We start from the raw sequence: 26954 nt of genomic DNA on the forward strand, positions 1-26954 counted from the left end.
TATACTCGTATCTTACTGAGGGGCTCTGTTTTTTTCAAACCTGATATTTAACGATCTACAGGAATGCTAGCCTGCTTTGTTAGCTGAAGAAGCAAAGGGATCGCCGCAGCAATACCCATCTTAAACTTTAGCCCCCGTTAGAGCTTAATAAGAATTTGTACTTACCGAGTAAAATGTTCTTTTAAAATCTGTTTAAAATAAGGCTTAAAATCAATTTCAATCATTTGTTGAGTGTCCTCATTAACAACTGTTAATAGCACACTTGAATGGTCTTTCTTATCTGCTGTAATTTCAAATTTATCAACCCGTTTTAGGTCCAAAAGTGATAACAATCTTTTTGAAGCACGCTGAGTTACTTGTATTTTGACTTCACCATATGAGGGAGAAAGAGTAACAATAAAGTCTTCCTCTTCATTAGAAAATCGGTACGTTGCTTTATTATTATAAAAAGGCAAGTCTTTCGAAGTGTTATCTAATAACGTTGGTTCACATTCGAATAACGAAAGATAGTCGTTTTCTTCTGGAAATATAGCCATTTTCCCATCCCTTTTTTATCACTATTTTAACAGTTTCTTGTTCAACTATCCTGCCACGTTAGTGCAATAAAAAAGGATTGCCGCAGCCATCCCAATCTTAAGACAGCTGTTCTTTTACATTTAACACAACATATGATAAAGTGTTATTAGAATTTTCCGAATAATGGAACGTTCATAGTTCCATTGAAGGGTAGTTTAATAGCTATATACAACACGCCACAAATGAATTTTGACCAAGAGATTATCTATTAAAGGGATTAAATTGGAGGGAATAGAAAATGGATGTAAGGGCACTTTTGTTACAGCAATGGGCAAGTTGCTTAGATCAAGAAGACTGGTTTCCACCACTTGAAAAAGTGCTAGAGGATATCACTTTTGAACAGGCAATTTGGAAACCAGTTGAGGGGGCACATTCCATTTGGGAATTAGTTTGTCATTTGCTTTTCTTTGAAAAAAGAATTCTGTTACGATTTCTTGGTGAAACAACAAATGAACCAAAGGCAGAAAATAATGACGCTACATATCGATTACCAACTGAGACGTCTCAAAATTGGCAGAAAACAAAACAAGAATACTTTTATGTTCATCGTGAACTAGAAAAAATACTAGCAACATCAGAACTAGAAGATTTGTATAGAGAAATCCCTGAAGACAATCCATTAATGATTGAACTGAAGAGCTTAGCAATGCACGACGCCTATCATATTGGCCAAATTGTATTCCTTAGTAAAATGCAAGGAGCTTGGGCAGCAAAACGCAGTTTTTAAAAAGATTTATTAGCTTAACAGTTATTCCATTATAGGGGGCTTTAAAGGAATAAGAACGGGAACGTCCGATTTGGACGTTCACATATTTTATACCTAAAAAACAACAATCATATTTAACAAAACCTATTAAAGTAATCAGGCAAACCTTCTTCTCTCCTATTTAACTTCTTCCTAAACTATCCTGCTCGTTAGCACAAAAAGAAAGCCGCCAAAATAAGGCGGCTGGATCTTCAACTCTTGCACCGTTACTTTAAGTACATTTCTTCACAAACTTTGCTCTTATTACAGGAATGCTACCCGTTAATACAATAAGGAAAGTAAGCCTTTGTTATTGAAACATCGCACCCATTAATCTAATAATTTTTGCATTCTAAATCTCGGAATTGTATCCTCCTCTTCTATTTTTAACACCTCAAATCCGTGTTTTTTATAAAAACTTATTGCACTGATGTTGGTTTTAGATACTCTTAATTGATATTCATCCACATTATATTTGCGAAAGAAATTCTCCGCATATTCTATTAGTTTAGCCCCGTAACCTTTTCCCCGATATTCAGAGATTAAATAAAATAAATTAACATATCCAACTTCTTTATTCTCAAACAACTTAACCTGCAACTCAATTTGACCTACTGGTTTACGGTCTACTTCAACTAAAACAAGTCCATTTGGATATTTTATAAGCCTTTCTGATATCTTATTTAAATAACTGTCATCATCCCCAAATAAACTCTCATCACCGAAACTAATAATGTAAGAATCTCTTCTAAATGTAGTAATAGTTTTACTATCTTTTGGTATGTCGATGGTACGAAATGAAAACAAAATTTGATTCCCCCAATTTTTATCCCATTTATTTAAAATTATTATACACCAACTATACAATCTTTCTTGAACTAACCTGCACATTTAGCTCAATAAAACAGGATTGCCGCAGCAACCCCCGCTGTTCAACTAAAGCACCCGTTAGAGAAACAACCTGATTTTCATTTAACGCTAAAATATGGTCCACACCATCCAGTTTCGTGAGTTTGTATGTAAGTCCAGTTAAATCCTTTATCTACAATATAAATATCTTGTTCATTTATAAGGTCATCAGTATTAAACATAGAGGCATTTTCTAGAAAAAAAGCATAATCCGAATGTTGATAAAACACATAACAATTATTCATTGGTTGATTATTGAATGCGGCTTCAGCTTTTTCCCCCTCTAAACAATTCTTCTTCTCATAACTAAACAAGTGCCATAAATAGCCACAATAACCACCCGTATCAAATAGGTAAATTAATTTTTTATCTTTATCACTTAAATGATTAGCAAAATTATTTTCCCATTTCTTTCGTAAATAAGGTCCCCATTTTGGAATTTCTGTTATCTTTATTTTTTTGGTTTTAAGTCTACCATATAGGTCATTCATTTTTGCCCCTCCCTAAATACAGTGAAATTCGCCATAATATATGAAAACCCTTCTTCAAGTAAACTGCCACGTTAGTCGAAGAAAGAAAATACGTTGCCTTCTTAAAACATCGCACCCATTAGTTGAACAAGAAAAAATGACTGCCGATTAGACAAGTATATCTTGAACCAACATAGTGAGTAAAAATACTTCAGCTGGGTAGTATATGTTTGGGATGGTGTGCTTTCATCATCAGCATATTCTCCATTAATATACAAGGAAGTGAATAGATGAATCAGAGTAACGAACGCAATAACTTTGGTGAAAATGTAGAAGAAAGTGGCAACAATCAAGCTGGTAGTAATTCTAATCAGGATGCGAGTGACTTTGGTGAAAAAACAGGAGCTTTAAATGGAGCCGTTGCGGGTGCTATGATAGGTGCTCCATTTGGACTAATTGGTGCTGTAATAGGCGGTGTTTCAGGCGGTGCTATTGGTAACCAGATCGTAGAGGGGGCTGAAGTCGATGACAAAACAGCTTCCACAAATCGTGAAGAGAGCAATAATAACTCTATAAATAAGTAGCAGGCACTTTACAAAAATGTATTTGTGTTAATCTCACCAAAAAAGGACCGTCAAAAAGACTAACGGGTTCCGTTCCCTATCGCAAAACTTGAAATTGCATTCCAAAATGTAACTATAAATGAACACAAAAATGCACTACAATTTGCAGTGCATTTTGTCATTTTGAAAAAAGTTAAGCCATAATAAAAAGAGTTGCCTCTAGCAACTCCTTTTTGGGGTTTACCCTTGTAATTTCATATCAATAAACGGCATTACTTTCCTTTACTAGAAAGGCTTTGGTCTAACTTTTCTTCAATTCTTCTTAAACTATTATGTCTTTTTTGGGTTTTAATAATGAAAAATATTATTGCGGTTGGTACTGCTATTACAATAGCGAGGATTATTATAATTAAAATTAATCCTGGTACTCCTATATTGCTGAACATAAATTAAAACACCTCCTATTCATATTTAAACATATTTGGCTTAATTTCACATCAATCAACTCCCACTAAATGGTACATTTCTGTATGCTAATTTGTAAGTAAAAATGTATGTAATTTGTAGGGGTACACTCCCTATTGTACCCCTACATTTTCATATACAAATTGTATTACAAATTTACCCAAAATAATAACTGAAATCCCTTTATATCAGCAAAAACAGACCTACAAATTAGCATACAATTTGTAGGTCATTTTGCATTACATTTTTAATGTTTGCCATAGGAAACGGAACCCGTTAAAAAAAGACAGTCTTTTTTTTTCACTAAAGCACCCGTTACTTTATTAAGGTTTTACTTTTTACTCATCATCAAAGTCATCATATTCTTAAGAAAACCACCCATTTGTTCGACTCAAGCATACCCCATTAGTGAAACAAGGAAAATCAGCCATATTTCACCTATTTCCTTTTGTTTTTGAGAAATACCTGCCAATGTACTGTATAAAAATAAAGGTTAATACCCATAGGACAACACCAAATATGCTAATGCTAAATTCATCTGTTCGGATAATAAAAATCTTTAATACATCAACATTCATAAGGTAGCCAACAGTTGTATATATCAACAAAACTGCTATTACTTTTAAAAAATCTGTTTTTTTAAAGTGCATTGCCATCATAGACACCCTCCTCCAATATTTTACCATTTCTTGTTCAACTAACTTGCCGCGTTAGTGGAATAAGAAAATTGTTGCATAAGCAACCCCTACTGTGCAACTAAAGCACCCATTACTTTAAGTGAATTGATTCACAATTTTACTGAAAATTTACCTAAAAAAGCAGAATTAACTTAATAAAAAAGGACTCCCTTTTTGGGAATCCAATTCATTCAGTGCCTCTTTGGTTAAAGTCTAATCTTCTCGGTTCGCAACACTCTCATTAGCCTCATTGGCGCCTTCGCCGACTTTGTTACCCATCGCTCCTCCTGCAACAGCTCCTGCAACGGTACCAAGTGGACCAAGAACAGAACCCAAAGCAGCTCCAGCGGCAGCACCGACACCAGTTCCTACCGCTTCGCCAGCATCATTATCGGCACGGCTACGTTCGTTTTTATCAGCCACTCATCTCACTCCTTATTTAGAATAGGCAAGTGCTTGCCAGCACAATACCGTTACATATTTTTCCCTATAAGGACATATTTACTCGAATTTAAAATCTGTCCTTAAAACTTTGCAATTTTCACTATCCTTCACGTTGTACAATAAAAAAAGCTGCCATAATAACAGATAAATCCTTAAACTATTGCACCCATTAAGTAAACCATTTCACAAATCGAGGTTCGATAACCTTTTTATAATCTGAGTATGTGCATTTAATATGATGGAAACAATAAGAAGACCTGCTGAGGCAAACGCACAGCACCCGTTGTGGCATAAGAGCAGACAAACCTTAATCTTAACCAGATGATAGTTGTAGAAAAACTGAAAACATATCGAAGTAGCTCAGGCACTTATGCTAATAATGAAAAGAACGTCCCATTTCCCTACAGTCCGGAAACCCCTTATGCACTAACGAATAAGGGGTTTCCAACAAAATCAATTAGAAAGCCCAATTCCCTTTACGAAAGATTGGCTCACGTGTACCACCAGGTAATTCACCATCAATATCCATATCCGCACAACCAATCATGAAATCAACGTGAGTTATGCTCGAATTAAGTTCTACTTCCTCACGCTGTTCCTTCGTCATTTTCTCTCCAGCTTCAATACAGTTAGGGAAACCGAATCCTAATGCTAAATGGTTTGCAGCATTTTCATCAAATAATGTATTTATGAAAAGTACGTTTGTGTTAGAAATAGGTGAATCATGTGGAACCAGAGCTATTTCACCAAGATAATGGGAGCCTTCATCTGTTTCTACTAGGTTCTTTAATACCTCTTCTCCCTTCTTAGCTGTAATTTCAACAATTCGACCATTTTCAAAAGTTAATTTAAACTCATCAATTAAATTACCTGCATAGCTAAGTGGTTTTTTACTCGAAACGAAACCATTAACACCTGAACGTAATGGCGATGTGAATACTTCCTCAGTTGGCATATTCGCAACAAATTGAACACCATGTCGATTTTTGGTTCCACCACTTCTCCATAGATGTAGGGGATGAAGTTCAATCGTTAGATCTGTGCCTTCAGCTTTGTAATGTAACTTCTTATATTTCTTTTCATTCAAATAAGTAACCTTTTGGAGCAAGTTTCCAATATGATCTTTCCATGCCTTTACAGGTTCAACTTCCCCTATACGTACTGAATTGAAGATTGCATCCCAAAGTTTGTCCAAGCTATTCGTTTCGCCTGTAAAAACCTTTTCTGCCCATGCTTGACTTGGAGCTGCGCAGATGACCCAACTAACATCATCATGCTGCTCTCGCCATTTTACCATGGCTTCTCCGCTTACTTTTTGGTAATTCGCAATACGATTTGGATCAGCTTTGGACAATAAATCCGGATCGTCGGAAACGATAAATAAAAATGCCGTATCCTTATCAATCAACATTTCACGTTGAATTCGCTCCCATTCAGGAAACTCTGTAAAAACATCATCTGATGCTCTCAAATAGCGTGAGAGTGTGATTTCAGGATCACTATAGTCCACATACACATTTTTTGCACCTGCATTGTAAGCCTCGTGAGCGACAGCTCTAGCAAATGGAATCGTATCCACACTAGCTCTTACATAAAGGATTTGGTTCGGTTGAACGTTTAATCCCACTTTTACAACCAATTCTGCATAGCTTTTTAATTTTTCCTCAAACGTTTTCAAAAATATCCCTCCATTCATTGTTATTTTATCATGAGTTCTTTGAAAAATTGTATTTTAGTAATGAATCGTGGCAGCGTCCCCATCTTTTGCTCAAGCACCCGTTACTTTAAGTGAATTACTTCACAATTTAATAATTTTATTCCCATCTTTCTTTTGATTCTTGAAAATGCGAATAATCTTATGCATTTTTAGTTTCATCGTATGTTGGAATATCAAGCAATTCAACATTTGGAATATTTTCGTGTAAGAATTCTTTAACTAATATTTTTACACACTTCTTAATTTCATTTATGTCTAACTCATCTGAAAGTTTATTCCACATATCAATATAAATGGGTTTATGATTATTTCTGTTTAAAGGTGCAAAATGGTCAACTTGATACAATAAATCTTCATCATCTCTCGGATATATATAATTATAAATTATCGGAGAATCATCATTCAGGAATTCTTCAATTTTCTTCTTGTAATCATAATCTTCTTGTCCGTTTAATTCGTTATTATATAAATAAGCTAAACCAATATGGGTGGTAATTTCAAAATAACCCAATCGAAATTTTCCATTAAATTTCCTTCTTTTCGTTAAACTATCCTGCTCAGTTAGCACAAGAAGAAAGCCGTCAAAAATGGCAGCTTTCTTAAACTCAAGCTACCCGTTAACTCAAGTATATTTCTTCACAAATTTAAAACCTTAATCGATTGTAATTTCAACGCCATTAGGGTCTACAATAGGTGATGAAACGAGGTTTTTTATTACTGCTTGTTTGATTGTAACTACATCTCCAACTTCTGAGCTAATATTATATGAAGAATTACCGAACAAAGCAAAAAGGTCGCTTTCTAATCCTGCCTTTTTTGTTGCCAATTTTAATTCTTGGATTTTTACCTGGTGATTCAAGGAGTCTATTGCGTCTTCATTGGTTTGAAGCTCAATTCTAAAATTATATGGTGTTGCAAAAAAGGTTCTTCGTTCTCCTTTATCAACTTTCCAATTGAGTTTATTCGCATTTTCACATATCTTCATTTGTTCTTTTTTAGAAACAAAGAAACCAATATGGTCAAACATTATCTTTTTTCCGTATCCAAAAGTAATATTTATAGTTCCTTTCCTTGCCTCAATAATACGAAATAGGATATTTTTCTCCCGAAAGTCATCCCATTTTAAGGGAGGATTAAACTTTTGGAATTCACCCTCGTATCTTCCTATACGCTGGGATATGACAAAACCATTTTCTACATAGAATTTCTCCGTTTCTTCTACAAATGGCGTCCAAAAATGATAATGAAAAAGCATAGATTGCACCTCTTTTTTCTATATCGCTTTTTTCAAACTAAACACCTTTGAAATAAATAGTGTCTATTAACAGTCTGAATGTTTAGAAAACTCCCTTCAACTAAACTGCCCCGTTAGCTTAATAACTTCAACAAAAAAAGCGTTAATCCTTCTTTGATTATCGCACCAGTTAGCTTAAGAACGATACTTCAAAACTAAGTATGATATACATAATGATTTAATTTTTGTCTAATCCTTTCTTTCCTTTATAATGTATTAACGCCGTTCCCATCATCAGACAAATAATTCCACCTAACCCAGTCGTTATGATAGATAGTTCTTCTTTAAAAAAGTACACACATATACACCAAGGTATAAAAATTACCCAGCCTAAGACATTGATTATTTTAAGTTTTATTCCTGCACCCCCATTAGACTTAGACAGATATAAGCTAATTCCTCCTATAAGGCATCCAAATAAAGCAATTATTGTGCCGATAATAAACCAATGAGGTGATAAAAAAGTTTGAATATATACTCCTATTGCCATTAAGAGTAAACCAACCCCCATTACTATTTTCCCTTTTATCATGTTTCTTCTCCCCTTAAGAAAGCCTTTTTCTGTGTTTTAGTACACGACTATCCAATATAAACGGAAATGTCTTTCTACTTTTCATTTAAAAACGTCTCGACCCAAATATGGATATACTTTCTATATATCCCTGTTTTTATTATATTTGAAATATTATATTTTTGGAATTTTTTTCTGCTAATCTGTTTCGACACTTCAATAAAAAAAGACAATCCTTCGTTACTGAATCCACTAAGTTGAATAGCAATTTCGTTGCCTTTTCGTACCATTTATACAAGTCGTTTGACAGCATCATTATTGGATTCAACTTTTAAAGCTTTAACCGTAAAACACAAAAAAGAGTAGAGTCGTATAAATAATACATACATCTCTACTCATGAAGGGGGTAAATTCTCCACTAGTTACCATTCATTTATTAATACGACTTTTCCAATTGCCTTGTTAGATTCTAATAAAGTATGCGCATCACTTACTTGATCAAAAGTGTACGTTTTTTCATCGACTAAGATATGAAGCTTCCCTTCCTCTACAAGATTTGTTACTTCTCGTAATATTTTCCCGTGATCCCTCCTTTGGTCCTTATCCAATACTTTTAATAGCATGAAGGTAATATGTAAGGATAGTCCCTTAGCATGAAGAGGAGACAAATCATGTGTTGAGCGCGCTGCGATTGCTAATACTGTTCCGTTAATGGCCGCCGCTTGGAAAGACCGATCGAGGTTCTCGCCGCCGACAGTATCAAATACAATATCGAATCCTTTTCCATCTGTATGTTCCTTTACATACTCTGTTACGGACTGTTCCCGATAATTAATAGCCACATCTGCACCCAATTGATTTCCAATGATTAACTTTTCCGTAGAAGAAGCCGTTGTAAACACTTTCGCACCTGCTAGCTTTGCTAACTGAATGGCCACATGACCTACCCCGCCTGTGGCTCCATGAACAAGTACCGTTTGTCCGTTTTGTACATTTGCACGATTATAAAGTGATTCCCATGCAGTAATGGTGACTAAAGGGATCGCCGCCGCTTGTGCCATCGTTACGTTTTTTGGTTTAGGAGCTAGAAGCCGTACATCCGCAAGCATATATTCGGCAAGAGCACCACCTGTTCCTTTAAAACCACCTGCGCAGCCATAAACTTCATCACCGGCCTTAAACACTGTTACCCCTTCTCCAACCTCTGTAACAACTCCTGCTACATCGCCGTGTAACACCGCCGGAAATTCTGGTGCAACTGCTGCTACCAAACCACTGCGTACCTTGGTATCAACTGGATTAACACTTGTTGCTTTTACTTGAATAACCACATGCCCAGGAATTACTTCAGGCTTAGGAACTTCAGCAATCTCAAAAACAGATGGATCTCCAAATTTTTTAATTACCTGTGCTTTCATTTGTTAATCACACTCCTCTTCAATAATTTTACACTATATACATATGATTTAGAAATATTATGAATTTTATAATCATTGGTCCAGGTCAGAGTTCCAGCCCCCTTATCCCAACCATTATTTTTGACAAGTCGTTTTAATTTAAGTAATGTAACCTAGTAGAATGCGAAAAATTGATAGATTTTTTTCACATTTACCATAAAAGGATTTATAACCTACCTATATATGAATTCCCTAGAATGTTCATAATTGGGGGAAACAAACTATCCTTACATCACTAGGAGGCATGATTATGTCAAACTTACAAACTCTTGAAAAACAGGAACAGCAAACGTTCATTGATGTGATTCAGGGACGCCGTTCTGTTCGTTCATATGATCCAACAGTGCAGATTTCACGCGAAGAAATGACCGAAATACTAGAATTAGCAACATTGGCTCCTTCGTCTTCGAACCTGCAGCCATGGCGTTTTTTAGTCATCGATAAGCCAGAGCTTAAGAACAAGCTTTTGCCGATCGCGTTTAACCAACAACAAGTAGTCGAGGCTTCTGCTGTTATTGCTGTTCTTGGTGACCTGGAAAGCTACAAGAACGCTGAAAAAATTTATGGACAAGCAGTTGAAGCTGGGTTTATGCCGGTTGATACGGCTAAATCATTCATTGAGCGCACGGTCGGCACATACTCAAGCTTCCCACCAGAAGTAGCGCGCCAAGTCGTATATACGGATGGTGGATTGATCTCCATGCAGCTCATGCTTGTCGCCCGTTCCAAAGGGTACGACACAGTTCCGATGGGAGGATACGACAAAGCAAAGTTTGTTGAAGCTTTCGGAATTGACGAAAAATATGTGCCAGTGATGCTTATTGCGATTGGAAAAGCAACAAAACCAGGGCATCCGACTACCCGCCTTCCAATTGAGGACGTAGCGTTCTTTAACGAAATGCCTACGGAATGAGCAAGAACTATTTACAAATAAAATGACTTAACATTAGAAACCAGCTTGGAATTAAACCAAGTTGGTTTCTTTTTTTTCTTGGAGGATAAAATTCGAAAGTTTTGTTACATTTTTTCAATTTAACTGCTATATGTATGCACTTATAATTTGCATCACACTTTTGTCTGTCAATTGAATGTACAATCGTAAAGAACTCATTCCATTTAAGGGGCGGTGGTGACCGAGTTTGATAAAATTTATTGATTTTGCTGCAATACACGAATAGTTGTTTGAATAAAAAATGATACCGGAGGATGTGTTGTTTTTATGTACCAGTTGTTTATTTTTGTGTTAATCACGATTACTTTGGTCTTGTTAAGTATGTTTATTACCGGGCTCATGGAGCAATATAAAACGGAGAAAGAAGAGCAAAAAATGATTATCCGAGATGGCGTGCTGGGATATTTGGATCAAACGTTTGGATTTGGAAAGGTCAAAATATTCAAATCAATCCTTGACGCTGAGGGCAATGAGGGATACGTAGTCTATTTGCCGGGGTACGAGTGGTTCAAATCGCCGACATATCAATGGTATGAAGTCTATGCTGTCGGCAGCGACTATCGTCATGCTGAAATTAAAAGATAAAGATTTCCTTATCAAGCGTTCCCGGGCACGGTAAAGTGTTAGCTCATAGTGGAACCGACCTTAATGGTTATCAGCCATTTTGTGAAACAGGAGTTTTTCATGTAAAAGCTCTTGTTTCTTTTTTAAAGATTTTTTATTCAGATCATTCATTGTTGTTATCATGATAATGATGTTTATGTAAATAAGAAGAAACGATTCCTGCAGGAATGTGTTCCATCGCGTCTTCTCATTTGACGCTTATTTTTGCGGATCTAGCGCTTTTATTGTTTTTAGAACATCTTGCCAAGCATTTTTATCTTCTAATTTTGTTATAGACATAAATAAACCCCCTTCTACTTCATACACATTAAGTCTTTCCTGATTTTCGGGGTCTATGTAAAGGTAATATATGTAAAGAACAGCTACCCCTAATAAAGGCAGCCGTCCAATCTCAAATATCAGTGTGTTTCTCTATATATGTCAGCAAATCCTCTGTTTATTTGATTTTCTCCGCCAACTCTAAAATAATTCCCTCTGGACCACGAACGTAGCATAACTTATAACTTTCTTCATATTGCTGTATCTCACTAAAGACTTCCGTGCCCTTCTTTTTCAACTTTGCAACAATAGCTTCAATATCTTCAACAGCAAAGCAAATATGTCGGATACCCAAAGTATTTGCAAAAGGTTGCTGAATATCTATTTCATCTGACGGCGAATAAAATTTGACTAGTTCTATCCATGCCTGACCATTTGGCATCCCCAATCCTACACATGCCGTTTTAACATCTTTAAGCCCGACTATTCTGTCCAACTGTTCTCCATCCAATTCCCATTCAGCTTTCACTTCCAGTCCTAAATTAAGAAAAAACGCTTTAGCCTCTGAAAGATCATTTACGTTTATACTCACATGATCTATTCTATTGATCTTCATATCTTATACCTCCTTGAGATTAAGTGCTCTTCACAGAATTCATAGTAGGATAAATCCGTCTAATATTGGTTGAACAGAAGGGTATATTATGCTTCCTTCCAGACGAAAGTATCCATTCATCGACATTGTTATCCCGACAAGAAAAATAATCGCAATCGTTATTGGCTGCCGAATTTTGATTGCTGTCCGAATTTCCACTCCCTCCCCTTCACCCGATTTTCGATTCTCGACTCATTTTACATCGATGGCTAAGCCTCGCTCCTCGACCTTTCCTTATGAAAAATCCTTTTTATATTGGACGGCCAGATAAATTCCACCAGTTAAAAATGCCAGCCCATATTTGAACATGAAGAAGATGTTCCACATATAGTCTTTAGGAAAAATCATGTCACAAAGAATAATTACCCACAACACACAGTAACTGCTTTTCAAAAAGATTTTATTTGTCCGTTCATCGTCTGGCCCAATCATCTTATGCATTACATAGGCAAAAATCGCACTACCCATAACCAGAAAAAAACCAACTCCAATGAGAATATTCCAATTTCCCGAAGATTGTTCAACCCAGGACTTTAAAGTGGAAAAAATTGTGTTATGGATATCTGAGAAAAACTTATTTATCATTTTGATCATTTCCTTTCATATAAGTAAAAATATCGTTTACATCAACACTAAAAAATTCTGCAATTCGAAATGCTAACAGCAGCGTCGGAACATAATTTCCTTTTTCCATTACGAAGATGGTTTGTTTGGAAACCCCGACTTTCTCTGCTAATTCTTGCTGAGACATTCTGGAAAGTACACGATATTCATACACCTTATTTGATATCGAATCACCAAAATCTTTCTTCATGACCATCACCTCTTGAATCAAATAATAAACTTACTTTTCACAAAAGTAAAGTAAACTTATATAAAATTACAAATTAATTTTATTTTTACTTAGATTACTTTGATTTAACAAGCGCCAGAATGCAGAAAGAACCTGAAATCCATGATTCCGTTAGGTTCACTTTCTCTCAAAGGCTTATTAATCAACTAACAGGAAAAATTGGTCAATAATTGACAAATTAGAAAAATCCCTAAAAAAATGCCAGGCACCACCCGGAAATTGGATAATGCCTGGCACGAATTTTTAAATTAGAAGATTTCTTTTACGAAAATAAAATTCTTTAGGAGTTCGCTTTCGTTGAGCGAGAGCCTATTCGTTAAATCTTCCGTTCTCAAAACAAACTCTTTAACCCCGATAAATTCTGATTCGCTAATCAAATAAAACTGTGATCCTTTTTTATATCCATTAAACTTCCTTTTTAGTCTATATACCTTCATTGAATAACCTCTATTGAATAACTTCTTCCCCCTGATAGATCCGAAATGCCGGAACAATGGTGTCTGAAACGATTTCTTTCCCTTTTTCCCGAATAAAGTCCAATTTATAGTAGGCATCGAATCGTTGGCTTATTTCCGTTTTCACCAGTTCAGGTGGTGTGACGACGATGAATTGAAATTTCAGTTTCTCGGCGACAGCGAAGATCGGGTCAAGAACATGCGCAGATGCGGCTTGTCCAAATGGATTATCACAGACTAAAGGCACCCAGCTTTGATCGGTTTCGCTTTTCACTGACAATAACATCATCATCATGACCATCCGAGCGGAAAGCTTTTGTCCGCCGCTTCCGTCCGATTTCGTCTTCGATCCTTGATTAATCGTCTGCCAGGTCGAATAATGCTCCCTTTTTGGCTTACCATACATAAAGGCGTTATCCGTTCGCATGTTATAAACAAGCAGTTCAGGATATCGATTTCGAAGCGATACAAATAAAATTTGTTCATCACTAATAAGCTGTTTGATTTCTTGATCTAATGAGAGATTGTTGTGATCAATCATATCAAACTGTTTGGTAATTTTGTTAATGGCCGTTACAAAATGCTGCTTCAGTAATGGCTCGATCTCTTCTGCCCTTTTCGGCAGGATGTCCTCTTTGAGCTGGACCAGTGGAAACGTTCCTCGTTCATTTTTCAGCTTCATTTTCGCAATCATCGAACGAATCGACTCTGAAATACTCATCACCTTCATGCTGGCACGGCTGGCCCAGAAGTTTTGTGCCTTTTCAGCTCGTTCTTTGTCCCGTTCTAATTGCTCCAATCCGCTTTGTGAAAAACGCTTCATATTTTTAACAATGGTTTGAATATGGGAATAATGCCTTGTATCCATATGGTCAAGTGTTGTTAACACTTCTTTTTTAAACCGAATCTCCCAATCTTTCCCTTCAATCGCAAGCTTTAAATTGCGCAACGATTGTTCGATCTTCGCATGCTTCTCTTTGCCTTCTTCCTGAATCGCTTGATGCTCTCCACACCAGGACAAGATGCACGCTTTACCTTGATTCTTAATTTTTTCGACATCCTGATCCGTGAATACGGCTGCTTCCTCCTTAAGAATAACGGATAAGGTTAACAAATCTCCTTCAAAGCCTGTAATACTGGCTTCTGTTTCCTTTAGCTGTTTTTCTGTTTTCTTTAATTCATCCTTCGCGATTTTCGTTTGGTCATTAATTTCTACGGCCTTAACTTCTAAGTCAAGATCTTCCCATTCTTCAGGCTGCAATTCATGTTTTGCGACCTTTTTTGCTAACTTTTCACGCTGCTCGATCACATGCTGTATGGAGGTTTCTGCTACCGTTACAGCCGTACCTTGATCACGTTCTTCTTTTTCCGCTGTCTTTGCTTCCTTCTGTGCGGTTTGCAGCATATTTTCCAATATACTAATCGGTTCATCTGGTTCAGGAACTTCTTTCCAATCCTGAGGATGAGCCATCAGTTTTTTCTCTAATTTCTTTTGCTGCTTTTGTTCTGATTCTTTTGTCGCTTGAATCACCAATAATTCACTAGCTTGCTCTTCTTTTGATTTTTGCAGCTGCTTTAACTCTTCAATACTGCCATTCATCTCTTCTAAAAGATGTGGTGAAAGACGCGGAACCTCTTCACTTAGGTCCGCTTTTTCCTCTGCAGGAAATGCCGCTACCTCGATAAATGCGGCAATTTCTTTGATCGTTTGTTCGATGGTTAGCTTCCATTCAAAATAGGTTTGCTTCCACTTGCTTTGCAATTCAACAAACGTTTGGTACTCTTTACCTATTTCCTCCTGCTTGATGGTCAAAGCTTCCTTTTGGTTCTCTCTCTCTAGCTTCACCTGTTTATTTTCTTGATGACGCGTTTTTTCTTCAGCAAATTTAGCTAATGTTTCCACATCAGTAGAAAGTTCTTTACGTTTTCGTTTCGTTTTTTCCAGCTGTTTTTTTAACTGAAGCTGTAATTCCTTCTCTCTTTCCACTTGGGTGATAATTTCTTGCAGTTTTGTTTTCTCAGAAAGGAGAGCATTCTGTTCCTGACTGAGCGTTCGTTCGAGATCAATGGAAAGCTCGCTTGATAGGAATCGATCGATTTCTTTTAAGATACGACGGAAGGACGCTTCTGTTTTTTCCATTTCTACAAGCGTTTCTTGCTTTTCCTCTATTTGTTTCGCAATACTAATTTTCCAGCTAGTGAATTGATTTTTATCCGTTAATAGCGCATTTTCGGTTCCGTTAATAATGACAAAGGAAGCTTGGTCCTTTTCTTTGTTCATTTCCTCACGCAGGAAGATCGGAACTGGACTATTAAACAATCTTCCGGAAAGAACCTGCTGATTAATTTTTTGCCATTGATGCTGGCTGACGACCAAACCATATGGGAGGAGCGGATAAGTCAATAGGTATTTCGCTAGATCCTCAGGACTTAAAGATTGAAGAAATTGGGTTCCATAAAACACATCAATCCCCGTTTTTTCATCAATCCATTCCTTTAACTCTTTCACATCCTTATTGGCAATCCAGAAAGGCTCATCATTTAAGGAATGGTCGAGCTGTGTTTCCCATAGCTCTTTTTTTATTTGTTCCCCTTGGTGCTTATTCTTGCCCAGCAGTTCCTCTATCTGAAGGGCATACTTCGATAATTGAGCGTGACTTAACGGCACCGTGACATCCATGAGTAAACCACGAAGCTTCTCAACTAGTTTTGCTTCTTTTTGCGTTTGCACTTCATTTGCTCGCTTTAACTCTTCACATTTTTCTTCTAAAAACGTAATCGATTGTGCAAGTGTACCGTGTGATGCAGCTAACTGCTTTTGCTTTTCCGTAGATTCTTGATCTTTGGTATCCAGCTCATCTAACTGAACCTTTTTGTTTTCAATTTGTTTGGATAGGCTTTCGATAGTACCCTGTAAATCATAGGTGATGCGGTCGCCAAACTCGGTTATAAGCGTTTCTTCCTTAGATTCGAACGCATGCATATGCGTATAGAGACGATCAATTTCAGCGCTGAGCTGAGCAAACTCCTTCGTCATGTGTTTATCCTGGCGGGACAGTTCGGTTTCTTTTTTCTTTAAGAACTTTTGGTAGCCATCATACTGCTTCATGGCCTCTTGTATCGATTGGTAAGAAGTTTCCCATTGCAGTAACGCTTCCTTTTTAATTTCATCCATTCTTTGATTAACCTGCACTAAGCCGCTGTTTTGCTCCAGTTTCGCAATTTGCTGGGAAAGTGAGCGAATCGTTTGTTCGTATTCATACCACTCTTTTAAAATTGTCTGAAAGGCAAGCTCTTCTCTTCGTTCCTGTTTTTCCTTCACATCTTCTTGTAAGGAGGTGTGTTTCTTCTGTTCTTCTTTTAATTTCTTCTCCCAATCTAGTACTTCTCTATGCGCTTTGGCAAACTCCAAATTGTCTTTTTGGAAGCGTAAATTTGCTTGTTTTAAGGTTAATTTTTCAATGTCTTTTTCTAAGGTAAGGAGCGTCTCTTCCTCTGTTTTTTTCAAATGCTCTAAAGCACCCAGCAGCTGCCGGCCAACTTTAATGCTATTTTCTATGAATTCTTTATGTTCAATCCCCTTTGCTAGGTGCTCGTCAAAAGGGACAATATCCTCTAAGAACTCCTTATGGGCTTGCTCTCTTTTTAAAAGTACAGGCAGGTCCTTTGCAATACTTGCCTGGCTTTTGAAGATTTCTACTAAATCGTTTTTTTGATGGTCTGTTCGATGTAAGATTTGACTAACCGTTGGAATGATTCGTTTTTGGAACAAGGAATGATCATCCTCTGCTCCCTCAAAGTATTTTCCAACACCGCCTTCATCCTTGTTAATGTCCTTCAAGATATCCCAGTCTTTCCGGTTAATTCCGTATGTATCCAGAATCCGATAATGCTTTTTCGTATCTTTGTAAACATCATATCCGTTCCATTTTAAATAGTCCTTCAAGCTTTCCGTGTCCGCAACTTCCTCATTTTCAACAAGCGGAATATGCTCGAGGGCCGCCTCTTCTTTCCGTTCAAACTCTCTTGTATAAAACGTAAAAACAGGGAGGATTTTTGCTTCCTGTTCCAGTGTCCTGCTTTCATTTCCACTTTCTTCATTTATCGCGAGCCGCTGTTCTGCTGAGAACATTCCCCCCGTGACGAGATGACGGCGGTCCGCCCCATCTAATTCCCACTGAATCACCACGTGAAAGGTATAAGGAATAAATTGCTCCTTGTTATTAAAGAAGAATTGCTGATAATAGCGATTGTTTTGTTTCCCCCACGCCGTTCCTGGTTTGAGAATTTGGAAGATGGTCTGAAGGAATACCCCTTTCCCACCGCCGTTCATCATCGAAATGAGACCATTTGTCGATGTTTCCTCATTATGGAAGTTAAACGTGGTATCTTTATATTGCTTTTGCATGCCATCGTACTTAAGGCCAACAATTCTAATTCGATGAATCTTCGGCATGCCCATCCTCCTCTAATGTCATTAATTGTTTCAATAATTCGTAGCGGTCATAATCATGATACAGGTATTCAATCCGTTCAAAAAGCTCTTGCTTTGGGATCACCTTTGGAATATCGTCCCGATCCAGTATCACTACTAACCGTTCCGTCTCCAGTAACCTTATTGCACCGGCAATTAACCCGATTCTCGTTCGGCGATTGGCTTTTTTGGCGCCATAATCGTCCGTTTCCACTTCCATGTATTTCCACATGGTGACAACTTCCTTCATATCAATGCGCTCTTCTTCACCAAAGTTAGGTTTTGTTTTCAGAATGCCGTCCCAATTCATGATTAGATCATTTACTTGCCGCTCTAATGTATAATAGCTAATCCCTTCCCGCTGCGTCCGGATTTTGGCTGCTTGGTTGCGGTCGATGCTGGCTAAAAAGGACATAATCACAATGCTTATCAGATGAAAATGTCTTTTCGTCTCGATATGCTTATGCTTTTCCTTCATATGCGTAAAATTGGTCGCAAAGACGGAGCCGGTTGGCTGGACAACCAACTGAATGCGTTTAGGCGATTCTATGATATAGGTACCAGATTCGTCTGCTAATAACAGAACGGTTTGTCGTACCTCCGGCTCAAAATACGTCTGGAAGTGTTCACTATATTCATCGATCACTTTATCTTTTAATAGAGTAAAATAGACAGCCGCTGCTCTCTTGGTCGTTTCAGCACTCATTTATCGTGCCTCCTGAATACATAGTTTAAAAGGGGTTATTTTCGTTCGCTGCCACAGTAAAGGCTCCGCTCGATGATCAAACGTCGTATAGAGCTTCATGCCTTCAAACACTTGAAATTGCGGGTATTCGTTCATTAGTTTATAAAGAAGAATTTCCCTTTCATCGCTTAAGGTTTCTTCCTTTCGATGCAGCACTTGAACCTTAAGCGGCTTCTTGTCAAACATCATCCATAGATCGATTGTTTCCGATTCTTCCAGCCATAGATCCTGCACTTCTAATGGAAAGGTGGATAGTTCAGCTAATGAAAACTCCCCCGCTGCTTGTAATTGTTGAAAAACATAACTCCAAGCCTTACTAACAGAATTCCAATCCGTCACACGTACCTGAGGAATTTCTTCCTCGGCCTCCTCTTCGATGACCACATTGGTCACTTGTTTATCATCGAATTCTTGTTCACCCCAAATCCAATCAAGTGGCAGGATGAATTCATTTTTCGGTGAAAACAAAGGAGACAGTACGGTTTCGATTTCCCTAAAAGAACGAACGCCTTCCTTCATGAACAGATTTTCATAAAAATGCTCGCGGAATGACACCAAGCTATTTTCCCAAAATAACGATGGATTTTCCGCCTTTAATTTCATCTCATAGGAAATGTTTTGAATAACGAGTTTCGCAAAACGATCATGCAGTTGTCTCGTATGGCCCACTTTTTCTTGGAGAAGATGCAATTCTTTTTGGACATCATCATCTTCTTCATTTCTTCGTTTCGTTTTTTCAATCATACTCGTAATGGTCCGGAAATGTGTTTTTTCCTCTTCAAATTGGTTTTCGATTTCAGCACGATTGTCTGCCCGTTGCATTTCTTCTTCCATCAATAAGATTTTCGGATTGTTGATCATTTCCTTTTGAAAGGAGAATTCTTTTGCCATTAAGCGGTTGACGCGTGAAATGAGGTGATCGAGGTTTCGAGTCGCTTTACGAAAATTTCCGTTTTTAATCAGCTGCATACTGTAGAGTTGTTCGATGGTTATCGAGAATTCCTCCGCCATTTCCCTGCTCATAAAAATCATTTCCTGTGAAATCTCGGTTAGTTTATAAACAATGGATCCGCCCATCTCTAAATTCGTGTATAACTCATCCATTGTGACATAGCGAAATACCTGAGTCTCCCAGACCTGCCTGATTTCATCGTAATATAACGCTTCAAACGGCTGGCTGTACTCTTCTTTTCCGGAATATAAAAGCCCGCTAGTGATCCGCTCAATTTGCTTATCGTCTGCAAGCAGCTTCATTTGTTTAATCGCATCTTCCACCATATACTTAATATCAGACTTTTTTCGTTGCTCATCATCATTTAATTCCCGGTAAAAGATGGCGAGGAGCACTTGCATGAGAATCGTTTGAACATAGGGTTTCAGCTCTCCTACATCCATCCCCCTCCCAAGCTCAAACAATGGATTTAATCGCTGCATTCTTCCTGCGAAGCCTTCCCATGATTCGTTCACATCCATCGCCTCCATGATTCGATTGTCAGGACTTCCTGTGGAATTCGCTTATTTTCCTGCCATAACCCCATGAGTAAGGCTTGCTCCTCCTCTGTAAACCACTGAAAGAAGGCATCACGAGTTTTTGGATTTTGTGTTTGACCTCGCTTTTGATCATTTTTTTGTTCAAGACATTCAAGCATTTTGCGATATATTTTTAAGGCAGGCTGAATACAACTGTCTGGATATTTTTCAATCAGCCGGATAAGGATTCCGCACCCTGCCGCATCAAGATCACCTGCATAATAAAAAAGATAATTTTTCGGCGGAAACATGCGAAAGAAAAACGAAAAGCTTCGTTCAATTTTCGTGCCTTCCCCATAAATAAGTAAATCAGGCTCATAATCCAACTGGCCTGCTTCCAATAATTGAATCGAAGTATGGAAGAATGATAGATTTTCAACGATAAGGATCCGCTGAATCTCATCGATTGCTTTTCCTTGCTTCAGCCAAAACACAAATGGCTCGCCGTAGCTCACCATTTTAAGCTGAGCATCTGTGATACCTATTCTCGTTAAAAAGCCTCTGCCCTCCGAAAACTGTTCACCATCGAGCAGGAATTTTTCATGGCCAAAAAGCTCCAAGCTTCTTTCTTCGACTGACACCCATTCCCGCTGATGACTCGATTGTAAGAATGAATAGACGTTCTGGATTCGATTCCATTCCTCTTTCGTTTGCCATTCGGGATGCCGTTCATAATAGGAAAAATCAAACTGATCACTTAATTTCATCATCTCAAGACGATTCCATTTGGCTGCTTGAGCTTTGATATTCACCCAGTAATACAATGCAAGCGCGGGTGTTTTCCCGTTGTATTGTTTATTTTGAATCGGGATCAGCTCCCCTTCCGCTTGTAACGTTTGAATGGTCTTAAAAAATAGCGAATACCCATCCATTTCAAAATAATCATCCATCAGCTTGCGTAATTGCAGTTCTAAATCATTCATATTGATTCTCTTTTTTTGACTAGGGTGTTGGATATCTGCAATAAAACCTCTCACCCGTGTTTCAATGATGTCGATTGTGCCCACCTACTTACATCTTCTAAAATCATAGGAATTAAACCCTATTTTTGTTCGGTCATCATTCTATTATAAACTAGTTCCGCGATTGCTTGTAAGAGATTTTATTTTGAAGAAAAGGACCCTGAAAAACTAGCAAATATTTTTCTCCTGACATTTTTCAATCGAATCTTTAATTGCTTTTGTGCGTTCAAAGACACGGATGCCTATGAAAAAAAAGCTGAGCTTGGTTTCTAAAAAACCCTAGTTCTTTTAAGGAAAACTCTTACATAAAATGATAATAATAAAAAGGTAAGGGAGGAGATTCAATGCCGCCTGTGAAGCAGATTCGAAATCTAGTGTTTAACAAAGAAGAGATTGGTATGGGATTTAATAGCGAGACAGGACTGGCCGTTGGTACGGCACTTGAGGGTTTTACCATTCCCGACCCAGTCTTTAACGGGCAACAGGTCTTTTCATCCATTTCAATCATCAACTCACATGAAGAACTGATGGAAAGTCTCGGAATGTCGTTCGAAGCTTCAGGAAGATATGGGCTGGCTTCTGGTTCACTGAAAGCTAAATTTTCCGAATCCTCCAATTACAATTCAACATCAACATTTCTTGTAGCCGGTGTTACCGTCCAAAACCCAATTTCCCGTGGGAAGAATTTTAAAGTATCGGACACGGCAAAAGCACTTCTAAATGCAAACCGATTTGATGAATTTAAGAGGGCTTTTGGAGACAGTTTTGTAAGAGGTCTTCAAACCGGTGGAGAATTTTACGCTGTCATAAGAATCACTTCAGTCAATTCAAGCCAACAGAGCAAATTATCATTGGGATTAGAGGCAGAATTTAACGGATTAGCTGCAGCAGGAAGTTTTAAGACCAGCTTTATAAATGCAAACAGTAAAGAAGAAACGAAATCGGAGTATCATGCAACGATGTATCAATGTGCAGGGAGCGGACCTGAAATCTCTCCCACCGTTGAAATAAGTGAAGTTCTCGCTCGATTTAAGGCATTTCCCGCAATTGCAAAAGCAAGCGCTTTTCCATACGAGACGGAAGTTGCAACCTATGATACGTTGCCGCTGCCTACGCCACCCCTGGAAGAACAAGAAAATTTCCTATTTGCCATTCGTGACGCGCGAAATCAGAAGATGCATTTTATCCAGGCGAAAAATGATCTTCAATTTGCAGACCGAAATCCAGAATTTTTTGAGAATCTGCCTGCAAAAGAGGATATTAATAAAGCAATTCAAGATTACACCAAACTCATCAATGCAGTGATGGATCATGCCAGTGCACTTTCAACGGGGCAAATCAAACCGCCAAAGATCTTTGATCCCGACGAACATAATCCGCCACTTCATGAACCCGATGGGATAACATTGCAAAGAAAAGTTGGCGCTCCCCCTACTCCTCCTCCGCCAACAGGGAAACAAATTGATCCAAAGGACTTTATCGTTAAGGATATAAAATTTAAACCAATATTTCTTGGAAAAGTTCTACGTAAAAAGGACCAGTAAAACGGGGCATTTCCTTAATAATCCATCAAAAAATCTCTTAAGGGACAGGTACGTTGTTACGCGATCGCAAGGCTCTTTTTAACATCTAACATACTTGCGTTTAAAACCAAGCCTTCCCTTATCGACTTCTTTTTGAATACTTTCATAAGCATTTAGGATAATACCAATACAAATCTTTCATTCGTTAAAAGATTTCTTTTATGTATTTAAAATTATTACTAAAATCGCTTTCATTGATTATTATCCTATTTGTTAATTCTTCCGTTAAAATACAAACTCTTTAACCCCGATAAATTCTGATTCGCTTACCAGGTAAAACTGTGCTCCTTTTTTCTATCCATGAAACTGCCTTTTTAGTCTATATACCTTCATTGAATACCTCTATTGATTATTAATTTCTCTCCTAAACTTTTAGTATACCTAAACTCTTTCATCCAATCCCCCTAGTTATTTTTTAGCAACTGTATTATTTATGTTCCTGTTCTTTATTTATTGAGTAAAATATTTTCTAATGTCTTTGCATTATTTTTATCTAAAGTTCCATACCCTTCTTTTTCATTATTACTAATAATTGTTGCGGTACCATTGCTTTGATTGAACCAAATCTCGTATTCAAATAACCTTTCAGACATATTTTCATCAAACTTAAAAAATAAAATTGCCTTTACATCTTCTCTTCTAGCCATTTTAGGTTTTGTATTTGGTTCCCACTTAATTTGTTTAAATGTTTTTCTTAACACATCTATAGTTTCTTCATCAGTAATCATTACAGCTTTTTCATAACTTTCGTCTGCCTTAACCACTTCAACATCTACTCTAATAAGTTGATTTAATTTAAATTCATTCGGAGATTTGTTTGTACAGCCTATTAGAAACATTGCGAAAATAATACTGATGATAAGGTAAATATTCGTGTGTTTCAACAAAAAATCACTCCTATTATCTAAGCCTCGATTAAATTATACAATATTTTCCAAACAAAACCTTTAACTATCTCAATTTACTTATGAGGTGCAAAAAGGTTTACAATGTTCACCTGTTTTATTTTTTCATCCTGCCATTTGATTTTTTGCATCTGCTGGACAGAAGACTAAAATATGGTCGATAGTAGTTTTTGAACCTACGAATTTTAATTGGAATTTCTCATTCACGTTATACACCCAAATTTTGTCCGCGCCATTATTGTGAACTTCATTTGGTTTGCCGAGTACGTCCTTTATCTCGTCAAATGTGATTTGTTGAATCTCTTTGGAATAAGAGCGTACATCAAAGATTTGTTCTCCTTTATTCACACCGAATACAATTCCATGACTGGTATACGTGAAATATCGATTTCCTGCAACAAAATCTTGTTGATCCGCAGTACCCCACTTTGAAATTACCTGATCAATAACCGTTGTATGTGCAGGAAAACTACAATTTTTGACCGTTCCAACTTTCGCAAGTGAGACAATTTCGTGTATCAATGCCGCATTTTTATTAACAACCGCGTTTTCTTGTGGATTTGATTGATTGTTGGCAGGATTTTTTGGTTCATTATTTTGTTGGTTTTGATTGGGAGGACTTGGACTTGGACTAGGCGTGGATTGCTTAGGAGGAGACGTAGTAGCTTGGCTTTCTTGATTACCAGTACAGCCTACTAGAAGTATTAATAAACATGAAATAAAACTAGCTTTTACCACTCTTTTCAATTTTTTTACATCCTTTCGATCAATTTATAAAAATAATTGAAGAAGTTTGTTTACATAGTAAAATGGATTATTCCTTCCACTCTCAATCCCTCATTAAGTGAAGAAGTTCGTCACGTAAGTTCAGGGATTTTCAAGTAATCCATTGAGGAAGCTTTCGGAATATTGTCTTATATATACCCCCCTTTCATTTATTTAAAACGAAATGAAGACCTAAATCGTTACATAAATTACAAAATTCTTTTCGAGAATATCCACAATTCTCACCAATCAAAGCTAAACAGCAAATTGAAGTAAGAATTTCAATAGTCAATCTCCCCAATGGAAACATGAAAACAATTGTATCATTAAATGTTATTCCCTACGAAAATCTATTGAAATCATAGGAGCTACTTATGTTACACTTTTTTATTGAAGGTACAAATTGTTGAGTGGCTTAAAACAAATGGACTTTGAGCTATTTGAAGGTATCGTTGAGGTAATAGAAGTTTTTCTATTATCATCATTTGTATTTGAAATGACCGATACTTATGATAGTTTAAGCTTATCGGATTTCAAACACTAAATAAAGGAAAGGTAAATTATATATGCCTATAATCAAACACGATATTTTTATCAATGCACCTATCAATGTTTGTTTTGACCTTGCGAGAAACGTCGATGTACACACAGAAACAACAAGTAAAACAAAGGAAAGAGTGATCGATGGAGTTACAGTGGGACTGATGGAAAATGGTGATAAAGTTACTTGGGAAGCCACCCATCTTGGAGTAAAACAAAAATTAACAGCTAAGATAATAGAGATGGAAAAACCATATAAATTTACAGATGTTATGGTAAAGGGAACATTCCACTCATTTACACATACACACGAATTTATAGAAAGTGGCACAGGGACTATGATGAAAGATACTTTTAATTATAAATCTCCTTTTGGCATTCTTGGAGTAATTGCAGATAGATTGTTTTTAGAAAAATATATGAGGAATTTTATTGTAAATCGTGCAAAAGAGTTAAAAAGGATCGCTGAAAAAAAGTAATGGAACCGATTCATTATTTTTTTGAGAAAAATCAACATTAAAATTTAACAAAGCCTTTTATTAAAAAATAGATTTATTAAATGATTTCTTGCAGGGCATTCTCATAACATCAGCGATTATTCTACTTGTATTTGATATAAGAAACTACTTAACGGCAATTTCTTTATTCGTCCTTGCTGTCATCCTTTTCTTGGTTACGTTCTTGTTCGATAATTTTTTGGGTTTCATTAGGTGGTATGAAAGTCACTTCACCGGCTTTCCATGTAAACCTATCTTCTCTAATTTCTCTGGATTTTTCATCCTTTTCTTTAGACACTTTTGATCAACTCCTTTTCTCTATGATAACACAAATTCCATAAAATATAAGTTTAGTATTTTCCTGGTTGATCCATTCAATAGCAATACAATTCTCTAGGCTGCCACGTTTACGATCTACGGACCCTCTTTATGTATCATTCTTTCATCCAACATGCAGATTCCGGTTATGCTGCTGGACTGCCAAAGGCGTTAACTGTCCTGGGCATCCACGAAATGATAAAAAACGAGGTGAAGCTGGCGTGCCTACAAAAAATCTCTGTAAAGCATTTAAGAAACAGTTGCATCATAGCTCATTAATCAAATGGTCTATTTGAAGTTGTTATAGTTTCATATTTTCGCCTTTTTAGACCCGTTTTCTGTTCGTCGATATTAATACAGCGAGACAACCAATTTAAAAACAGCGAAACGTTTGAATACGGATCGCTGTTTTTATTTGGGATGTGATTTATGTCTGGCTTGGGACTTTAATGGTTTTGGTCATTTGACGGATTGCTCCAAGATGGTAGGCTGAGTGTGCTAATGCCCCTAAGATACCGTTTAAGGTCTGTTCGTCAAAGGAGGTGAATGAATTGATGTTTTCAAGAAGTGTAGTGTACACGTTTTGAAGTTCGACTTTAAACCTTGACCAGGTACTTTCATCCACGGTTGAGATTTTCCATGATTCCGACCAATCAAGCTCTGGTTTATCACCTTTCATAAAGGCGTTCGCCACCCACAGATAATATCGGGTATGATCTATGTGTGCTGCAATAGTGGTACCTTGGACCAGTATTGATGCTTCTTCTGCAGATACTTTTTCGAGCGTGCCGAAAATGCCGCTTCCTGGCTTTGATTCAGTGTACCAGCTTCCATTCCCACCAGGTCCATCAAATGTTTCCTTCAACAACACTTTGAAAGATTCCCTTAACATCTCGTTACCTCCTAAATTTTGATAAAAACTAGAGATTCTCCAACTAACCATCTAAAATCATTTAGATGGTTATATTTTAATCAAGTTGAATATAACTGTCAATATAGTTTATGATGGT

Annotated in this window: 29 protein-coding genes and 2 pseudogenes; 7 read left to right on the top strand and 24 right to left on the bottom strand. The window is 37.1% G+C overall.

All coding sequences use genetic code 11. The annotated features are described in order from the left end of the window. Positions 1–161: 161 nt before the first annotated feature. Entirely contained in the window at positions 162–536 is a 375-nt protein-coding gene (locus AA980_RS05840; RefSeq protein WP_024027678.1) for a hypothetical protein, read from the bottom strand. Between the two features lie 278 nt (positions 537–814). Between AA980_RS05840 and AA980_RS05845 the strand changes: the two genes are divergently transcribed. Further along, positions 815–1303, top strand: coding sequence for a DinB family protein (locus tag AA980_RS05845; protein WP_024027679.1), 489 nt, complete (start codon positions 815–817; stop codon positions 1301–1303). 348 nt (positions 1304–1651) lie between these two features. On the opposite strand, the gene AA980_RS05850 is transcribed toward AA980_RS05845, so the two are convergent. Further along, positions 1652–2128: a GNAT family N-acetyltransferase gene (locus AA980_RS05850; RefSeq protein WP_024027680.1), complete on the bottom strand. Its 477-nt coding sequence runs from the start codon at positions 2126–2128 to the stop codon at positions 1652–1654. A gap of 161 nt (positions 2129–2289) precedes the next feature. Continuing rightward, on the bottom strand, positions 2290–2721 hold the full coding sequence (locus AA980_RS05855; protein ID WP_024027681.1) for a DUF4275 family protein: 432 nt from the start codon (positions 2719–2721) through the stop codon (positions 2290–2292). A 269-nt stretch (positions 2722–2990) separates the two neighbouring features. On the opposite strand from AA980_RS05855, the gene AA980_RS05860 reads away from it, so the two are divergent. Next, on the top strand, positions 2991–3284 hold the full coding sequence (locus tag AA980_RS05860; RefSeq protein ID WP_024027682.1) for a hypothetical protein: 294 nt from the start codon (positions 2991–2993) through the stop codon (positions 3282–3284). Between the two features lie 251 nt (positions 3285–3535). Here the strand turns inward: AA980_RS05860 and AA980_RS27130 are convergent, their stop codons facing one another. The 8 genes from AA980_RS27130 to AA980_RS05895 all read right to left on the bottom strand — a co-directional run bounded on the left by AA980_RS27130 (position 3536) and on the right by AA980_RS05895 (position 9789). Further along, positions 3536–3709, bottom strand: coding sequence for a hypothetical protein (locus AA980_RS27130; protein WP_024027683.1), 174 nt, complete (start codon positions 3707–3709; stop codon positions 3536–3538). A gap of 453 nt (positions 3710–4162) precedes the next feature. Continuing rightward, complete coding sequence (locus tag AA980_RS05865; RefSeq protein ID WP_034723679.1) at positions 4163–4387, bottom strand: hypothetical protein; 225 nt, start codon at positions 4385–4387, stop codon at positions 4163–4165. Between the two features lie 231 nt (positions 4388–4618). Further along, positions 4619–4828 carry a glycine zipper domain-containing protein gene (locus tag AA980_RS05870; RefSeq protein ID WP_024027685.1) on the bottom strand — a complete coding sequence of 70 codons (210 nt, stop codon included), beginning with the start codon at positions 4826–4828 and terminating at the stop codon, positions 4619–4621. A 478-nt stretch (positions 4829–5306) separates the two neighbouring features. Next, complete coding sequence (locus tag AA980_RS05875) at positions 5307–6527, bottom strand: aminopeptidase (RefSeq protein ID WP_024027686.1); 1221 nt, start codon at positions 6525–6527, stop codon at positions 5307–5309. A 178-nt stretch (positions 6528–6705) separates the two neighbouring features. Next, a complete protein-coding gene (locus tag AA980_RS05880; RefSeq protein ID WP_034723683.1) occupies positions 6706–7077 on the bottom strand; it encodes a hypothetical protein in 372 nt (123 codons plus the stop codon). A gap of 141 nt (positions 7078–7218) precedes the next feature. Next, complete coding sequence (locus tag AA980_RS05885; RefSeq protein WP_024027688.1) at positions 7219–7821, bottom strand: hypothetical protein; 603 nt, start codon at positions 7819–7821, stop codon at positions 7219–7221. Between the two features lie 217 nt (positions 7822–8038). Next, on the bottom strand, positions 8039–8392 hold the full coding sequence (locus AA980_RS05890; RefSeq protein ID WP_024027689.1) for a hypothetical protein: 354 nt from the start codon (positions 8390–8392) through the stop codon (positions 8039–8041). A 401-nt stretch (positions 8393–8793) separates the two neighbouring features. Further along, a complete protein-coding gene (locus tag AA980_RS05895) occupies positions 8794–9789 on the bottom strand; it encodes a zinc-dependent alcohol dehydrogenase family protein (RefSeq protein ID WP_024027690.1) in 996 nt (331 codons plus the stop codon). 289 nt (positions 9790–10078) lie between these two features. Between AA980_RS05895 and AA980_RS05900 the strand changes: the two genes are divergently transcribed. After that, positions 10079–10741 carry a nitroreductase family protein gene (locus AA980_RS05900; RefSeq protein ID WP_024027691.1) on the top strand — a complete coding sequence of 221 codons (663 nt, stop codon included), beginning with the start codon at positions 10079–10081 and terminating at the stop codon, positions 10739–10741. Between the two features lie 306 nt (positions 10742–11047). After that, a complete protein-coding gene (locus AA980_RS05905) occupies positions 11048–11365 on the top strand; it encodes a hypothetical protein (RefSeq protein ID WP_024027692.1) in 318 nt (105 codons plus the stop codon). Between the two features lie 475 nt (positions 11366–11840). Here the strand turns inward: AA980_RS05905 and AA980_RS05910 are convergent, their stop codons facing one another. The 8 genes from AA980_RS05910 to AA980_RS05945 all read right to left on the bottom strand — a co-directional run bounded on the left by AA980_RS05910 (position 11841) and on the right by AA980_RS05945 (position 21381). Beyond that, positions 11841–12278, bottom strand: coding sequence for a VOC family protein (locus tag AA980_RS05910; RefSeq protein ID WP_024027693.1), 438 nt, complete (start codon positions 12276–12278; stop codon positions 11841–11843). A gap of 39 nt (positions 12279–12317) precedes the next feature. Continuing rightward, positions 12318–12476 carry a hypothetical protein gene (locus tag AA980_RS27135; RefSeq protein ID WP_156351172.1) on the bottom strand — a complete coding sequence of 53 codons (159 nt, stop codon included), beginning with the start codon at positions 12474–12476 and terminating at the stop codon, positions 12318–12320. A gap of 75 nt (positions 12477–12551) precedes the next feature. After that, positions 12552–12902, bottom strand: a complete 351-nt coding sequence (locus AA980_RS05915) for a hypothetical protein (protein ID WP_024027694.1) — start codon at positions 12900–12902, stop codon at positions 12552–12554. Continuing rightward, the gene (locus AA980_RS05920; protein ID WP_024027695.1) at positions 12892–13131 is read right to left on the bottom strand and encodes a helix-turn-helix transcriptional regulator; all 240 of its coding nucleotides are present in this window, start codon (positions 13129–13131) and stop codon (positions 12892–12894) included. Before AA980_RS05920 ends, AA980_RS05915 begins: the two co-directional genes overlap by 11 nt. A 486-nt stretch (positions 13132–13617) precedes the next feature. Continuing rightward, positions 13618–18081 carry a coiled-coil domain-containing protein gene (locus AA980_RS05930; RefSeq protein ID WP_024027697.1) on the bottom strand — a complete coding sequence of 1488 codons (4464 nt, stop codon included), beginning with the start codon at positions 18079–18081 and terminating at the stop codon, positions 13618–13620. Beyond that, positions 18059–18805 (bottom strand): DUF6063 family protein, encoded by a 747-nt coding sequence (locus AA980_RS05935; RefSeq protein WP_024027698.1) that lies wholly within the window; start codon positions 18803–18805, stop codon positions 18059–18061. Before AA980_RS05935 ends, AA980_RS05930 begins: the two co-directional genes overlap by 23 nt. Beyond that, positions 18806–20317 (bottom strand): hypothetical protein, encoded by a 1512-nt coding sequence (locus tag AA980_RS05940; RefSeq protein WP_235815126.1) that lies wholly within the window; start codon positions 20315–20317, stop codon positions 18806–18808. Further along, on the bottom strand, positions 20308–21381 hold the full coding sequence (locus AA980_RS05945; RefSeq protein ID WP_024027700.1) for a Wadjet anti-phage system protein JetD domain-containing protein: 1074 nt from the start codon (positions 21379–21381) through the stop codon (positions 20308–20310). The genes AA980_RS05940 and AA980_RS05945 overlap by 10 nt, the downstream gene beginning before the upstream one ends. 299 nt (positions 21382–21680) lie before the next feature. Between AA980_RS05945 and AA980_RS05950 the strand changes: the two genes are divergently transcribed. Next, positions 21681–22880, top strand: a complete 1200-nt coding sequence (locus AA980_RS05950; protein WP_024027701.1) for a hypothetical protein — start codon at positions 21681–21683, stop codon at positions 22878–22880. 78 nt (positions 22881–22958) lie between these two features. Here the strand turns inward: AA980_RS05950 and AA980_RS26805 are convergent. From AA980_RS26805 to AA980_RS05960, 3 genes and pseudogenes are all read right to left on the bottom strand, one after another. Next, positions 22959–23036: pseudogene (locus AA980_RS26805) on the bottom strand (DNA alkylation repair protein); the annotation flags it as partial. Between the two features lie 329 nt (positions 23037–23365). After that, the gene (locus tag AA980_RS27730; protein WP_024027702.1) at positions 23366–23803 is read right to left on the bottom strand and encodes a hypothetical protein; all 438 of its coding nucleotides are present in this window, start codon (positions 23801–23803) and stop codon (positions 23366–23368) included. A gap of 126 nt (positions 23804–23929) precedes the next feature. Beyond that, positions 23930–24562, bottom strand: a complete 633-nt coding sequence (locus AA980_RS05960) for a YjgB family protein (protein ID WP_235815127.1) — start codon at positions 24560–24562, stop codon at positions 23930–23932. Between the two features lie 352 nt (positions 24563–24914). Here AA980_RS05960 and AA980_RS27735 point away from each other — a divergent pair. Both AA980_RS27735 and AA980_RS05965 read left to right on the top strand, forming a co-directional pair. Continuing rightward, positions 24915–25073 (top strand): annotated as a pseudogene (locus AA980_RS27735) (IS1595 family transposase); the annotation flags it as partial. 82 nt (positions 25074–25155) lie between these two features. Beyond that, positions 25156–25608 carry an SRPBCC family protein gene (locus tag AA980_RS05965; RefSeq protein WP_024027704.1) on the top strand — a complete coding sequence of 151 codons (453 nt, stop codon included), beginning with the start codon at positions 25156–25158 and terminating at the stop codon, positions 25606–25608. Positions 25609–25771: 163 nt separating this feature from the next. On the opposite strand, the gene AA980_RS27140 is transcribed toward AA980_RS05965, so the two are convergent. Together AA980_RS27140 and AA980_RS05970 are read right to left on the bottom strand one after the other, a co-directional pair. Next, positions 25772–25924: a hypothetical protein gene (locus tag AA980_RS27140; protein WP_156351173.1), complete on the bottom strand. Its 153-nt coding sequence runs from the start codon at positions 25922–25924 to the stop codon at positions 25772–25774. 447 nt (positions 25925–26371) lie between these two features. Beyond that, entirely contained in the window at positions 26372–26836 is a 465-nt protein-coding gene (locus tag AA980_RS05970) for a hypothetical protein (RefSeq protein WP_024027705.1), read from the bottom strand. Between the last annotated feature and the right edge of the window lie 118 nt (positions 26837–26954).

This window comes from Neobacillus vireti, from assembly GCF_001026695.1.
GTDB classification, from domain to species: Bacteria; Bacillota; Bacilli; order Bacillales; family Cytobacillaceae; genus Neobacillus; species Neobacillus vireti.